This is a genomic window from Kitasatospora sp. NPDC087271 (assembly GCF_044744605.1).
In the GTDB taxonomy this organism is placed as follows: Bacteria; Actinomycetota; Actinomycetes; order Streptomycetales; family Streptomycetaceae; genus Kitasatospora.
In genome coordinates this window covers 48,199-61,525 of record NZ_JBIUYQ010000004.1, presented here as the reverse complement: position 1 = coordinate 61,525, position 13,327 = coordinate 48,199, and the positions used below count along the sequence as shown (strand labels likewise).

Genomic DNA, 13,327 nt, shown 5'->3' with positions numbered 1-13,327 from the left:
GGTGAGGTCCGGTCCGGGCCGGGCATCGTCGGCCAGGATCCGGGTGGCGGGGCTCAGGGGCGTCGACTGGGCGCGTTCCGGGGTCTGCACGTCAACATCATCCCGTACGACAAGCAACCGGCACCGCTACCTCCGGACAAACCCCGGTGGGAGATAAGGTGTCCCGCCACCGCTCGACCGCCCCCCGTACGGTGAATTGTCCCGAACCAGGCGTTTGGTTCCGGAGATTCCCGGGCACGACCGACCCTCGGCGGAAAAGTCAAGCGGGCCCAAGCGCAACATCACCATGGTGGTGTATGGCGCAATGCACCCGGTGCCTGTCACTCTGGCACCGAGTGCCAACCACCATTCGGTCACTGGCGCGCCGCCCCACCACGGCGCAGCGCCGATCGCAGAACTGAAGGAGCCGTCGTATGTCCGACTTCGTACCCGGGCTTGAGGGAGTCGTCGCGTTCGAGAGCGAGATCGCCGAACCCGACCGTGAAGGCGGCGCGCTGCGGTACCGCGGTGTCGACATCGACGACCTGGTGGGCCACGTCTCCTTCGGCCACGTCTGGGGCCTGCTGGTGGACGGCAAGTTCAACCCCGGCCTGCCGGCCGCCGAGCCGTTCCCGATCCCGGTGCACTCCGGTGACATCCGGGTCGACGTGCAGTCCGCGCTCGCCATGCTCGCCCCGGTCTGGGGCCTCAAGCCGCTGCTCGACATCTCCGCCGAGCAGGCCCGCGACGACCTCGCCCGCGCCGCCGTGATGGCGCTGTCCTACGTGGCCCAGTCGGCCCGCGGCCAGGGCCTGCCGATGGTCCCGCAGAGCGAGATCGACAAGGCCGAGACGGTCGTCGAGCGGTTCATGATCCGCTGGCGCGGCGAGCCGGACCCGAAGCACGTCAAGGCCATCGACGCCTACTGGACCTCCGCCGCCGAGCACGGCATGAACGCCTCCACCTTCACCGCCCGCGTCATCGCCTCCACCGGCGCCGACGTGGCGGCCGCGCTCTCCGGCGCGGTCGGCGCGATGTCCGGCCCGCTGCACGGCGGTGCGCCGTCCCGCGTGCTCGGCATGATCGAGGAGATCGAGCGCACCGGCGACGCCACCACCTGGGTCAAGAACGCGCTGGACCGCGGCGAGCGCCTGATGGGCTTCGGCCACCGCGTCTACCGCGCCGAGGACCCGCGCGCCCGCGTGCTGCGCCGCACCGCCAAGGAGCTCGGCGCCCCGCGCTTCGAGGTCGCCGAGGCGCTGGAGAAGGCCGCGCTGGAGGAGCTGCACAACCGCCGCCCCGACCGCGTGCTGGCCACCAACGTCGAGTTCTGGGCCGCGATCATGCTGGACTTCGCCGAGGTGCCGGCGCACATGTTCACCTCGATGTTCACCTGTGCGCGCACCGCGGGCTGGTCGGCGCACATCCTGGAGCAGAAGCGCACCGGCCGGCTCGTGCGCCCCGCCGCGCGCTACATCGGCCCCGGCCCGCGCCGCCCCGAGGAGATCGAGGGCTGGGACGCCATCGGCCACTGAGCCCGCCGAGCGCCCCCGAGCGCCCGCCGAACGCCCCGGGCGCCCCGCGTCCGCACCACCCCTGAGCAGCGGGTCCGACCTCCGTCGGGCCCGCTGTTTCCGCAGCTGGGAGCCGTGAAGATCACAGTCTCAGCGGGCGGACGACCGTACCCCGGGCGGCTCCCCGGCCGGTAGGCTGCGCGCGTGGCTCAGATCCAGATCCCCGCTGACATCAAGCCCGCAGACGGCCGTTTCGGCTGCGGACCGTCCAAGGTGCGCCCCGAGGCCCTGAGTGCCCTCGCCGCCACCCAGACCTCCCTGCTCGGCACCTCGCACCGCCAGGCCCCGGTCAAGAACCTGGTCAAGCGCGTACGCGAGGGCGTGAGCAGCCTCTTCTCGCTCCCCGAGGGCTACCAGGTCGTCCTCGGCAACGGCGGCTCCACCGCCTTCTGGGACATCGCCGCGTTCGGCCTGGTGCGGGAGAAGTCCCAGCACCTGGACTTCGGCGAGTTCTCCTCCAAGTTCGCCTCCTCGGTCAAGGCCGCGCCGTGGCTCGCCGAGCCGAGCGTCATCAAGACCGCCCCGGGCACCCACCCGCTGCCGGTCGCCGAGGCCGGCGTCGACGTCTACGGGCTCACCCACAACGAGACCTCGACCGGCGTCGCGATGCCGATCAAGCGCCCGGTGGGCGCGGACGAGGGCTCGCTGGTCCTGGTGGACGCCACCTCGGGCGCCGGCGGCCTGCCGGTGGACATCACCGAGACCGACGTCTACTACTTCGCCCCGCAGAAGTCCTTCGCCTCCGAGGGCGGCCTGTGGCTGGCCGCGTTCTCCCCGGCCGCCCTGGAGCGCGCCGCCGAGATCGCCGGCTCCGGCCGGTACATCCCGCCGTTCTTCGACCTGCCGACGGCCATCGACAACTCGTCGAAGGACCAGACGTACAACACCCCGGCGATCTCCACCCTGTTCCTGCTGGCCGACCAGCTGGAATGGCTGAACGGCAACGGCGGGCTCGACTGGGCCGTCGCCCGTACGGCTGATTCCTCGTCCCGGCTGTACGCGTGGGCCGAGAAGTCCTCCTACGCCAGCCCGTTCGTGGCGAACCCGGCCGAGCGCTCCCAGGTGGTCGGCACCATCGACTTCGACGAGTCGGTGGACGCCGCCGCCGTCGCCAAGGCACTGCGTGCCAACGGCATCGTGGACACCGAGCCGTACCGCAAGCTGGGCCGCAACCAGCTGCGCGTCGCGATGTTCCCGGCGATCGACCCGGCGGACGTCGAGGCGCTCACCCACTGCATCGACTACGTGGTCGAGCAGCTCTGAGCGATCCCGTGCACGGCTGAGGGCCACCGCCTCCGGGCGGTGGCCCTCAGCCGTTGCGGCGGGGGCGACCCGCCGGGCCGGGTAGGCGTGCCCGCCGGCCCGGCTACCCGCCGACCATCGAGCTGATCAGCACGACGACCAGCAGCAGCACCAGGGTGCCGGTCACGATACGCATACGAGTCTTGGGATCCACGGTCAACGAGCGTACCTCCGGACCACCCGCCGACGGAGCGGAGCCCCGGGCCCAACGGCCACCCCGGGCTCAACGGCCGCCCCGGACCCAACCCCCGCCCCGGACCCGGGCACACCCCGGCTCAGCTCCAGTCGGCGAGCGGCCAGGCGCGCAGCGAGGAGTAGTGGGCGAAGCCACCGTCCAGGTCGCTCTGCATCAGGTGCAGCTCGGCGGCCTCCCACTCGGGCCCCCGGTAGTCGGCCAGCGCGGCCGCCAGGGTGTCCAGCTCGGCCGCCGCGAGCCGCTGGACGGCCCGCCGGTGGCCGCGCGAGGAACCGGCCCGGGCGAGGGTGAGGTGCGGGTGGAAGGTGAAGGCGTCGACCTCCCCGGTCACCCCGGCGGCGGCCTCGGACACGGCCTCGGCGAGCCTGCGCAGCGCCCAGGTCTGCCCCTCCACCCCGGCCCAGAGCACCCGGTCGCCGAACCGCCCGGCGCCGGACAGCCGCAGCCGGTGCACCGGATGCACCTCGGCGACGGCGGCCAGGCCCGCCTCCAGCTCCGGCAGTTCCTCGGCCGGCACCTCGCCGAGGAAGGCCAGGGTCAGGTGCCAGCCCTCGACGGTGGTCCAGCGCAGCCGGTCCGCCCCGGGCAGCCCGCGCACCGGCGCCACCGCGTCCGACAGCCCCTGGAGCACGTTGACCGGCGGCAGGACCGCCACGAAGAGCCTCATGGGAACATCTTCCCGCGCGAGGCCGTTTGGGCTAGAACTTTTCGTATGAAGATCCGCACCGGGGGACCGGACGACATTCCCGACATCCTCGCCCTGCTCGACAGCGCCGTGGGCTGGCTGGCCGGCCAGGGCCGCACCGGCCAGTGGGGGGACCAGCCCTTCAGCACCATCCCGGCCCGGGTCGAGCAGGTCGCCGGGTTCGCCGCCGAACCGTTCCTGATCCGCCTCGCCGAGGACGACGAGGGCCGCGCCATCGGCTGCTGCGTGCTGTCCGAGCAGCGGGGGAAGTACATCCCCCCGGTGGACGAGCCCGAGCTGTTCGTCCGCATCCTGGTCACCGACCGCAGCCGCAAGGGCTCGGGGATCGGCGCCGCGCTGATCGCCGACGCGGTCGAGGAGACCCGCCGGCGCGGCCTCGGCCTGCTACGGGTGGACTGCTACGCGGGCGCCGACCGCAGGCTGGTCGGCCAGTACCGGGCACTCGGGTTCACCGAGACCGAGTCCTTCGAGGTCGAGCAGCCGGACGGCGTCTGGCCCGGTCAGGTCCTCGCGATCCGGCTCTGACCCTCGACCCTGCGCCGAAGCCCCGGGGCGGACCACCACCCCGGGGCATGACGCCTCGTCAGCAGGCGGGCGCCAGCTCCGACTTGTTGGCGGTGATGGTCCGCGGCACGAAGGCCACCACCCGGCCGCCCCGGCCGGGGTGCAGGTCGAACCGCACCCGCAGGTCCGCGCTCCGGGCCAGCACCAGGCCCACCACGCCGGCCGCCAGCGCGGACACCAGCCCGCAGGCCAGCAGGCCGAGCCGGGGCCCGTACGAGGCGGTCACCCAGCCGACGATCGGGGCGCCGATCGGCGTGCCGCCGGTGAAGACCAGCACCAGCAGGCCCATCACGCGACCGCGCATCGCGGGGTCGGTGGCCAGCTGCAGCGTGGAGTTGACGGAGGTGTTGAAGCTGAGTCCGAACACCCCGATCAGCGTCAACAGCACCGCGAAGGTCCAGTAGTCGGGCGCGAACGCGGCCACCACCTCCAGCGAGCCGAAGGCCAGCGCCGCCGCCACCAGCCGGCGCAGCCTGGGCACGCCCCGGCGGGCGGCGAGCAGCGCGCCGGCCAGCGAGCCGACCGCCATCGCGGTGTTCAGCAGGCCGTACTGGCCGGCGCCGACCTTGAAGGTGTCGTAGGCGAAGCCGGAGAGCAGCGTCGGGAAGTTGAAGCCGAAGGTGCCGATGAACCCGGCCAGGACCATCGGCCAGAGCAGTTCGGGCCGCTCCTTGACGTAGCGCAGGCCCTCCCGCAGCTGGCCCTTCTCGCGGGCGATCGGCTCGGTCGGGCGCAGTTCGCTCTCCCGCATGGCGAGCAGCCCGCCGATCACGGCGGCGAAGGACAGCGCGTTGACGGCGAACGCCCAGCCACTGCCGACCACGGCGATCAGCAGGCCCGCGACGGCGGGGCCGACCAGCCGGGCGGTCTGGAAGTTGGCGGCGTTCAGGCTGACCGCGTTGGCGAGGTCCTTGGGCCCGACCATCTCGGACACGAAGGCCTGCCGGGTCGGGTTGTCGACCACGGTGACCAGGCCGAGCAGCAGCGCGAAGGCGTACACGTAGTACGGCGTCACGACGCCGCCGATGGTCAGGACGGCCAGGCCGGCGGCCAGCAGGCCCATGGCGCCCTGGGTGTAGATCAGCAGCCGGCGCTTGGGCATCCGGTCGGCGAGCACGCCGCCGAACAGGCCGAGCAGCAGCATCGGCAGGAACTGCATGGCGGTGGTGATGCCGACCGCGAGGGGGCTGCCGGTGAGGCTGAGGACCAGCCAGTCCTGGGCGATCCGCTGCATCCAGGTGCCGGTGTTGGACACCACCTGGCCGGCGAAGTAGTAGCGGTAGTTGCGAACGCGAAGGGAGGAGAACATCCCCCCGGGCCTCGTGAAGCGGGCACCTGTGGGAGACGTGGACGCGTGGGTGCGTCCGGGAGCGGCGGGGTCGTCCGCCGCGGTGCGTTCGTCGGGGTCGTCGTCGCCGCTGCCGGGCAGCCCCGCGGGGGCGGGCGCCTGGAGGTCGGCGGCCGCGGCGCCTGCCGCGGCGGGGTCGGTGGTCTGGTCGTCGGTGCGGATGGCGGCGGCGCTGGCTGCGGCCGGCGGTGTCACGGTGGTCTCCCCTCGCGGCGCGGCGGCCCGAACTGCGGCCGTCGCGCTCCTGGTTTCGGTGGTCGGTCCTGCGGTGATGCGGTGCTCCTTCTTCTCCCGGCCGGCGGGCCGGGGTCGGCGTGCCTAGAGGTGTGCGAGCTTGTAGAGCACGGGCGCGGCCTCCCGGAGGACGGCCCACTCCTCCTCGTCGAGCCCCTCGGCGAGCTCGGCGAGCCAGACGTTGCGGCGACGGCGGCTCTCGGCGAGGATCGCCTCGGCCTGCTCGGTGCTGCTGACGACGACCTGGCGGCGGTCCTCGGGGTGCGGCTCGCGCCGCACCAGCCCCTTCTCCTCCAGCATCGCGACGATCCTGGTCATGGAGGGCGGCTGCACGTGCTCCTTCCGGGCGAGCTCACCCGGTGTCGCCTTTCCGCATCTGGCGAGGGTGCCGAGCACCCCCATCTCGGTGGGGCTCAGCGACTCCTCGACCCGCTGGTGTTTGAGTCGACGGGAGAGGCGCATCGTGGACGATCGCAGCTGATTGATCGCTGCGAGGTCCTGCTCGGACATCTCGGGCATGTTCTTTAGCTTACGTCATTACTCTCGCTAAGGAAAATGCGTTCCCATTCCACCCCGCCGGCCCCGTCCGTTCACCGCGCGCCGGAAGATCGGCCCGGTGCGATGCTGGTGCTGGGTCTCGAATGATCTCGACTGGAAGGGCCGACCAGACATGTCCGACCTCGCCGCCGACCCCGCCTCCGGCCTCACCTCCGGCCTCGCCGCCGGGCCGGGCGACACCGGCTTCGCCCGCCTCGCCATGGTCACCATCGACTGCGCCGACCCGATCGCGCTGGCCGGGTTCTACGGCGAGCTGCTGGGCTGGGAGAGCCGCCACCTGGACGAGCAGTTCGCGATCCTGGACAACCCGGAGGGCGGCAGCCCGCTGGGCTTCGGCCGGGTCTCGGGCTACCGGCCGGAGCCGTGGACGGAGCCGGACGGCGGCAAGCACTTCCACCTGGACTTCTACGTGGACGACCTGGACGAGGCGATCGCGAAGGCGCTCGCGCTCGGCGCGACCGAGCCGACGTACCAGCACGGCCGGACGCTCAAGGTGCTGATCGACCCGGCCGGCCACCCGTTCGGGCTAGCCCCGCTGGAGTGACCAACCCGGAGTAACGAACCCGGAGTAACGGACGAACCGCCCGGCGGCCGTGCGCAGGCGGTGTCAGGAGTTGGTGCCAAGATCATGCAGGCCGCGTAAAGGTCCATCCTGACCAGGGACTTCACGAAAAGCGCGAACCTTGTGCGACCGTCCGGTAGTGGCTACTGTCCCCCGTTGTCAGGGGCACCACACGCCAGGTCTCCCTTCGGCGGCGCCGTTCCCGCGCCCGTTGCCGCGTTCCCTCCCGACCACCCGTGTCCGCCCGAGGCCTGGCGCCCTTCCTCCCCCGCATCCGTCCTGGGAGCTCTCTTGGGTGAGATCCATCATGCCGACCACGGCTGGGTGACACCGGCGGTCTCGTACTTCGTCGCCTGCCTCGGCGCCTTCGTCGCCCTGCGCAGCGCCCGCTGGGCACTCGTCTCGCAGGGCCGCACCCGGGTGCTCTGGCTGCTCTTCGCCTCGACCTCGCTCGGCGCCGGGATCTGGTCCATGCACTTCATCGCGATGCTCGGCTTCTCCGTCACCGGGGTCGACATCAGCTACCGGCCCGGACTGACCGTGCTCAGCCTGCTGGTCGCCATCGCCGTCGTCGGCATCGGCCTGTTCACCGTCGGGTACAGCCGCCGGCCCGTCCTGTCCCTGCTGGCCGGCGGGCTGACCACCGGCCTCGGGGTCGCGGCGATGCACTACCTCGGAATGGCCGCGATGGTCCTGCCCGGCCACCTCGGCTACGACCGGCTCACGGTCGGACTGTCCGTCGCCATCGCCGTGTTCGCGGCCACGGCCGCGCTGTGGGCCACCCTGAACATCCGCGGCACGCTCGCCGTCCTGGCGGCCGCGCCGGTCATGGGCGTGGCGGTGTGCGCGATGCACTACACCGGCATGGCGGCGCTCTCGGTGCGGCTCGACTTCTCGCACTCCACCCAGGGCGGAGTGATGGCGCTGCAGTTCATCTTCCCGCTCGGGGTCGGGCTCGGCTGCTACGTCTTCTTCGGCTCGCTGGCCTTCGCGGTCTCGCCGAGCCGCGGCACCACGCAGCCGCTCCTGCTCGGCCCGGCGGCCCCACTGGTCCCGCTGGTCCCGCGCCGGCCGCGGCGGCGGGACGAGGCCGGCGCCAGGCGCTGAGCCGGGCGGGCCCCACCCCCCAAGCCCCGAGGGCGTCCGACCGGGTCCCCCACCCCGGCCGGGCGCCCTCGGCTCACTTTCGGCGACCGCCCCCGACTCGATCCGGCGGGCGTCGCCGCCTCACTCCGGCCGAAACCGCCCGCTCACTCCGGCCGCCCCAGCAGCCCGGTCAGGTGCGCGGGCGTGGCCACCGGGCAGACCTTGTGCACGAAGTCCCGCCGCAGCGCGTGGTAGGGCTCGCCCGCCCGGTAGAAGTTGGCGTGCATCCGCCGCAGTTCCTCCGCCCGGTACTCGGCCAGCGGCTTCGCCTCCTCGTCGGCGGACCGGCGGCGCTTCTTGTCGACCAGCCGCCCGGTGAGTTCGGGCGAGGCTCCGAGCGCGGCGGCCTCCCGGACCACCCAGCGCCGGAAGGCGGCCGCGTCCCCGCCGCAGGTGCGGTCCACCAGGCCGATCCGGCGGGCGTGTTCGGCGCCGACCGGCAGCGCCTCGGTGGTCAGCCGCGCGGCCTGCTCGTCGCCGACCCGGCGCGGCAGGGTGTACGTCCAGTACTCGGAGCCGTAGAGGCCCATCAGCCGGTAGTGCGGGTTGAGCACCGCCGACTCCCGGCACCACACCTCGTCGGCGGCGAGGGCCGCCATCAGGCCTCCGGCCGCCGCGTTCCCGGCCAGGGCGGCGACGGTGAGCTTGTCGGTCGTGGTGAGGACCGCGTGGACCAGGTCGTCCATCGCGTTGATGTTCTCCCAGGACTCCAGCGCCGGGAACGCCGCACCCTCGATGACGTTGAGGTGGATCCCGTTGGAGTAGAAGTCCCGGGGCGCCCCGAGCACCAGCACCGAGGTGGGCCGGTCGGCGGCCTCGCGGTAGGCGGCCAGCAGCCGGCGGCACTGCCCGGTGCTCATCGCCCCGCCCGCGTAGGCGAATTCGAGGTAGCCGACGTCACCCTCCTCGCGGTAGCGCAGCTCCGACCAGGTGTCGCGGCGGGCCGCCGAGGTCGGCGTCACCGGGACTTCGCGGACCCGGTGCAGCCGGCCGGCGAGCACCGTCGCGGCCGGCTGCTTGAAGGTGGCGGGCCCGCCCGGGGTGCGGCGCGGGCGCAGTTGGGGGATCCAGACCGCGCCGTCCACGGTGGCACGGCAGATCGCGCCGTCGCGGGTGGCGAGCACGGCGCCGGGCACCGGGCCGCGCAGCTCGTCCTCGGGGTGGCCGCCGTGCAGGAAGTACTCGCGTCCGAACAGCTCGTCGAGCACGCCGGGTTGGGAGTCGGCGGCGCGGAGCTTGCGCAGCACGGTGGCGGTGTCGTCGGCGGCCCAGTCGATCCGGCGCGCGTCCTGCCGCAGCAGGGGCCGCAGCCTGCCGTGGACGTCCGGCCGGTCGTAGTCGAGCGGTTCGGGGGTGAACAGCCCGCCCTCGAAGCGCTGGACGGCGAGCAGGACGGCCTCGACGGCGGCGTCGGCGACCTCGCCCCGGTACAGCTCGCTCTTGCCGCAGCCGGTGACGGGGAACTCGACGGACGCCCAGATGTCACCGGCGTCCATCTCCTCGACGGCCTGGAGGACGGTCACGCCCCAGCGGTCCGCCCCCTCGGTGATCGCCCAGTCGAGCGAGGAGGGGCCGCGGTCGCCCTGGGGCCCGGGGTGCACGATCAGGACGGTCCGGGTGGACCAGATGTCCTGCGGGACGGCCTTGGTGAGCATCGGACAGATGATCAGCTCGGGGTCGGTGCGGTCCACCGCCGCCCTCATCGCCTCGTCGCCGAGGGCGAGTTGGACGGCGACCTGGTGGCCGCGCCCGCGCAGCTCGGTGTGGACGCGCTGGGTCAGGCTGTTGAACGCGCTGGCGATCAGGAGAATGCGCAAGAGGGCCTCCGGACAGGGACTGGGGTCGCGCGCAGGCGATGAAACCAGGGCATGGACACGTAATGATTACGTTCTACGCCTTCCCGCCCGACCCTCACGCACTCCGCACACCTGTGCCCTCGGCGTGGCGCCCGCTTCGCCGGATCTCCCCAGCCCGTCCCCGGAGTTGACGGCAGCGGCCGCTCGCCGGCATCGACCGCAGCGGCCGCTCCCCGGCGTTGACGGCCCCGATCGCTCCCCGGCGTTGACGGCCCCCGGCCGCTACCTCGGAAACGCCCGGCGGGCCCGCCAGGTGGTGTGCTCGCGGGACACCGCGTCCTCCGCCTCGGCGGCCATCCGGGCCCAGCGCGCCTCGGCGTCCGGCGTCTTGAGGTCGAGGTCGGAGAGCTGGTTGCCGACGTTCTCCAGTTCGCGCGCGGCCAGCTGGTAGGCGGCGGCCAGCGGGCGCAGCTGCTTGAGCTGGGTCCAGGCGATGACGGCGGCGGCCGCGGCCGAGCTGGCGCCGAAGACGTGCACCTGGAGGGCGCCGGTGGCCTGGGCGACGGCCGCCGCCGCGCCGATGATGATCAGCGCCGCGATGCCGAGCCCCCAGGACACCGCCTGCGTCTCGCACGCCTCGGCCCGGGCGCGGTACCAGGTGCGCTGGCCCTCGACCCGGGTGCGCAGGTAGAGCATGCGGCGGGCGGTCAGGCTGCCGGCCCGCATCCGCCGCATCTCCGGGGTGATCTCGGGGACGGTGCCGGGCGGCACGATCTCCGGGTCCTCGAAGGCCCGCAGCACGTCCTCGACCTGGAGCAGGTAGCCGCGGTCCACGTCCGCGGACTCCGCCTCGCCGTCGAACGGCCGGGCCCGGACGGTGTACTTCCAGGCCAGCGTCTTGACCGACTCGGCCGCCGCCCGGGCCTCGTACCAGCGCCCCTGCGGGTTGCTGCGGCGCAGCCGGGACCAGAAGTAGCCGGCGATCAGGAAGGCGCCCACCGAGTACAGCGGCACGCTGTCGAAGGAGTCGCGGTCCTTCGGCCCGGGGAACGAGCCGATCACGGCGGCGATCACCAGCATGGCGATCAGTCCGCGGTACCAGCGCAGCGTCTCGCGCTGGCCGTCCAGCGAGGCCTTGTCCGCCGTCCAGAACAGCTCCGGCAGCAGCTTCGCCTCGTCTCCCCCGGGCGGATCCTGTTGCACCATCGGTCGAGCCCCCTCCCCGTGTCCGTCCAGGCAGTATTCCCTCCGTCAACTTCGCTACACAGGACCATTCTTGACATTTTCCCGCGCGGCGCCAGGCCGGCCCCGAGGACAACGGGCTCCGCCTCCACCGGTCCCCCGGGAACGGCAGCGGCCCCGCCCTTCCCCCAGGGGGAGAGGACGGGGCCGCCGGTGGAGCGGTACGGCGTCAGAGCAGGCCGAGGGCCGGCATCAGGTAGTAGAAGGCGAACACCGCCGCCACCGCGTACAGCGGGACGGGCACGCTGCGCCCGCGCCCGGCGGCCAGGCGCAGGACGCAGAAGGCGATGAAGCCGAAGCCGATGCCGTTGGTGATGCTGTAGGTGAACGGCATCATCACGATCGTCAGGAAGGCCGGGATCGCGATGGTGTGGTCCGACCAGTCGATCTCCTTGATCGAGCCCGCCAGGATCAGGAAGCCGACGGTGACCAGGGCCGGGGTCGCGGCCTGGGCCGGGACCATGGTGGCGAGCGGCGTGAGGAAGAGCGCGACCACGAAGAGCAGGCCGGTGACGATCGACGCGAAGCCGGTCCGGGCGCCCTCGCCGACACCGGCGGTGGACTCCACGAAGCAGGTGTTCGCGGAGGCGGAGGTGGCGCCGCCGGCCGCGGTGGCGATGCCGTCGACCATCAGGATCTTGTTGATGCCCGGCAGGTCGCCGTTCTCGTCGAGCAGGTGGGCCTCGTCGGCGACGCCGAGGATGGTGCCCATCGCGTCGAAGAAGCAGGACATCAGCACGGTGAAGACGAACAGCACGCCGGTCAGCACGCCGACCTTCTCGAAGCCTCCGAACAGGCTGACCTTGCCGACCAGGCCGAAGTCGGGGGCGGCGACCGGGTTGCCCGGCCAGGCCGGGACGGTCAGGCCCCACTTGAGCGCCGGGACGTCGACGAGCTTGTCGATCACCACGGCGAGCGCGGTGCTGACCACGATGCTGATCAGGATGGCGCCGGGCACCTTGCGGATCAGCAGGACGAGGGTGAGCAGCAGGCCGAACACGAAGATCAGCACCGGCCAGCCGAGCAGGTGCCCGCTGCCGCCGAGCTGCAGCGGGACGGTGGTGTGCGCGGCGTCCGGCATGCGGCTGACGAAGCCGGAGTCGACCAGGCCGACGAGGCTGATGAACAGGCCGATACCGATCGCGATGGCCTTGCGCAGCCCGAGCGGCACGGCGTTCATGACCCGCTCGCGCAGGCCGGTGGCGACCAGCAGCATGATCGCGAAGCCGGCCAGCACGACCATGCCCATGGCGTCCGGCCAGGTCATCTTGGGGGCGAGCTGGAGCGCCACGATGGTGTTGACGCCGAGGCCGGCGGCCAGGCCGATCGGGACGTTGCCGATCACGCCCATCAGCAGGGTGGTGAGACCCGCGGTGAGGGCGGTGGCGGTGACCAGTTGGGCGCTGTCCAGGTGGGCCCCGGTCATGTCCGTGGCGCTGGCCAGGATGATCGGGTTGAGCACCAGGATGTACGCCATGGTGAAGAAGGTGGCGACGCCGCCGCGGATCTCGCGCGGCAGGGTGGAGCCGCGCTCGCTGATCCGGAAGTAGCGGTCCAGGGCGCCGGCGGGGGGCTTGGGGGCGCTGGAGGCGGGTTCGGGCGACTCGGTGGTCGGCTGGACCACAGGCATGCGTGCGTCCTCTGTGGGGGAGCTGAGGAGGGGGGACGCCCGGGGCGACGGTGGCCGGGCGGGGAACTTTCAGTATGGTTTCCCGATCGCACACGCGCTATCTTCGCGCGTAGAAGCCCGAGGGCCCCTGAGGGCCGGCCGCCGCACACTACGCTAGGCCCCATGCCCAAGAAGCCGCTGCATCCCTCGCCCCCTCCGCTGGAGGCCAACGACGTCGCCATCGTCGGCGGCGGCACGGTGCTGTGGTTCGTCGCCTTCCTGGCGCTGCTCCCCTTCCAGGGCACCCTCTCCGACCACGGCCACGGCACCTGGCCGTGGATCTGCCTCTCCGGCGGCCTGCTCGGCCTGATCGGCCTCTGGTACTGCCGCGCCCGACGGGACGCCATCGCCCGCGACCGCGCCGCCGAGGCCGCGAACCGGGCGGCCGGAACCGACGGCCAGGACCCGGCCACCCGGTCGGACTGAATAGTCCTTTAGTAGCACGCACCGG

12 protein-coding genes are annotated in these 13,327 nt (G+C 72.7%); 6 read left to right on the top strand and 6 right to left on the bottom strand.

Features of this window, described 5'->3' with window-relative positions; genetic code table 11:
- The first annotated feature begins 413 nt into the window (after positions 1-413).
- Together ACIO9K_RS09060 and serC are read left to right on the top strand one after the other, a co-directional pair.
- Positions 414-1,514 (top strand): citrate synthase 2, encoded by a 1,101-nt coding sequence (locus ACIO9K_RS09060; RefSeq protein WP_350877533.1) that lies wholly within the window; start codon positions 414-416, stop codon positions 1,512-1,514.
- 183 nt (positions 1,515-1,697) lie between these two features.
- Positions 1,698-2,816, top strand: coding sequence for a phosphoserine transaminase (gene serC, locus ACIO9K_RS09055; protein ID WP_063348193.1), 1,119 nt, complete (start codon positions 1,698-1,700; stop codon positions 2,814-2,816).
- A gap of 314 nt (positions 2,817-3,130) precedes the next feature.
- On the opposite strand, the gene thpR is transcribed toward serC, so the two are convergent.
- Positions 3,131-3,718: an RNA 2',3'-cyclic phosphodiesterase gene (thpR, locus tag ACIO9K_RS09050; RefSeq protein ID WP_363619125.1), complete on the bottom strand. Its 588-nt coding sequence runs from the start codon at positions 3,716-3,718 to the stop codon at positions 3,131-3,133.
- 45 nt (positions 3,719-3,763) lie between these two features.
- On the opposite strand from thpR, the gene ACIO9K_RS09045 reads away from it, so the two are divergent.
- Positions 3,764-4,282, top strand: a complete 519-nt coding sequence (locus tag ACIO9K_RS09045) for a GNAT family N-acetyltransferase (protein ID WP_363619124.1) — start codon at positions 3,764-3,766, stop codon at positions 4,280-4,282.
- Positions 4,283-4,340: 58 nt separating this feature from the next.
- On the opposite strand, the gene ACIO9K_RS09040 is transcribed toward ACIO9K_RS09045, so the two are convergent.
- Together ACIO9K_RS09040 and ACIO9K_RS09035 are read right to left on the bottom strand one after the other, a co-directional pair.
- Positions 4,341-5,630, bottom strand: a complete 1,290-nt coding sequence (locus tag ACIO9K_RS09040; protein ID WP_363619241.1) for an MFS transporter — start codon at positions 5,628-5,630, stop codon at positions 4,341-4,343.
- A 357-nt stretch (positions 5,631-5,987) separates the two neighbouring features.
- On the bottom strand, positions 5,988-6,422 hold the full coding sequence (locus ACIO9K_RS09035; protein WP_063348195.1) for a MarR family winged helix-turn-helix transcriptional regulator: 435 nt from the start codon (positions 6,420-6,422) through the stop codon (positions 5,988-5,990).
- Positions 6,423-6,573: 151 nt separating this feature from the next.
- Between ACIO9K_RS09035 and ACIO9K_RS09030 the strand changes: the two genes are divergently transcribed.
- Positions 6,574-7,005, top strand: coding sequence for a VOC family protein (locus ACIO9K_RS09030; protein WP_363619123.1), 432 nt, complete (start codon positions 6,574-6,576; stop codon positions 7,003-7,005).
- A 309-nt stretch (positions 7,006-7,314) separates the two neighbouring features.
- A complete protein-coding gene (locus ACIO9K_RS09025) occupies positions 7,315-8,130 on the top strand; it encodes an MHYT domain-containing protein (RefSeq protein ID WP_363619122.1) in 816 nt (271 codons plus the stop codon).
- Between the two features lie 143 nt (positions 8,131-8,273).
- Here ACIO9K_RS09025 and ACIO9K_RS09020 read toward each other — a convergent pair whose 3' ends face one another.
- From ACIO9K_RS09020 to ACIO9K_RS09010, 3 genes are all read right to left on the bottom strand, one after another.
- Positions 8,274-9,986 carry a hydrogenase maturation protein gene (locus tag ACIO9K_RS09020; protein WP_400328103.1) on the bottom strand — a complete coding sequence of 571 codons (1,713 nt, stop codon included), beginning with the start codon at positions 9,984-9,986 and terminating at the stop codon, positions 8,274-8,276.
- Positions 9,987-10,247: 261 nt separating this feature from the next.
- Complete coding sequence (locus tag ACIO9K_RS09015) at positions 10,248-11,171, bottom strand: DUF4231 domain-containing protein (RefSeq protein WP_400328101.1); 924 nt, start codon at positions 11,169-11,171, stop codon at positions 10,248-10,250.
- 205 nt (positions 11,172-11,376) lie between these two features.
- A complete protein-coding gene (locus ACIO9K_RS09010) occupies positions 11,377-12,837 on the bottom strand; it encodes an NCS2 family permease (protein ID WP_363584950.1) in 1,461 nt (486 codons plus the stop codon).
- Between the two features lie 162 nt (positions 12,838-12,999).
- Here ACIO9K_RS09010 and ACIO9K_RS09005 point away from each other — a divergent pair, with 162 nt between their 5' ends.
- On the top strand, positions 13,000-13,302 hold the full coding sequence (locus ACIO9K_RS09005) for a DUF2530 domain-containing protein (RefSeq protein ID WP_363619119.1): 303 nt from the start codon (positions 13,000-13,002) through the stop codon (positions 13,300-13,302).
- Positions 13,303-13,327 lie beyond the last annotated feature (25 nt).

Excerpts from the sequence above, each read along its gene's own strand:
- ACIO9K_RS09060 (WP_350877533.1), top strand. The coding sequence starts at position 414 with ATGTCCGACTTCGTACCCGGGCTTGAGGGAGTCGTCGCGTTCGAGAGC.
- thpR (WP_363619125.1), bottom strand. The coding sequence starts at position 3,718 with ATGAGGCTCTTCGTGGCGGTCCTGCCGCCGGTCAACGTGCTCCAGGGG.
- ACIO9K_RS09045 (WP_363619124.1), top strand. The coding sequence starts at position 3,764 with ATGAAGATCCGCACCGGGGGACCGGACGACATTCCCGACATCCTCGCC.
- ACIO9K_RS09040 (WP_363619241.1), bottom strand. The coding sequence starts at position 5,630 with ATGTTCTCCTCCCTTCGCGTTCGCAACTACCGCTACTACTTCGCCGGC.
- ACIO9K_RS09035 (WP_063348195.1), bottom strand. The coding sequence starts at position 6,422 with ATGCCCGAGATGTCCGAGCAGGACCTCGCAGCGATCAATCAGCTGCGA.
- ACIO9K_RS09030 (WP_363619123.1), top strand. The coding sequence starts at position 6,574 with ATGTCCGACCTCGCCGCCGACCCCGCCTCCGGCCTCACCTCCGGCCTC.
- ACIO9K_RS09015 (WP_400328101.1), bottom strand. The coding sequence starts at position 11,171 with ATGGTGCAACAGGATCCGCCCGGGGGAGACGAGGCGAAGCTGCTGCCG.
- ACIO9K_RS09010 (WP_363584950.1), bottom strand. The coding sequence starts at position 12,837 with ATGCCTGTGGTCCAGCCGACCACCGAGTCGCCCGAACCCGCCTCCAGC.
- ACIO9K_RS09005 (WP_363619119.1), top strand. The coding sequence starts at position 13,000 with ATGCCCAAGAAGCCGCTGCATCCCTCGCCCCCTCCGCTGGAGGCCAAC.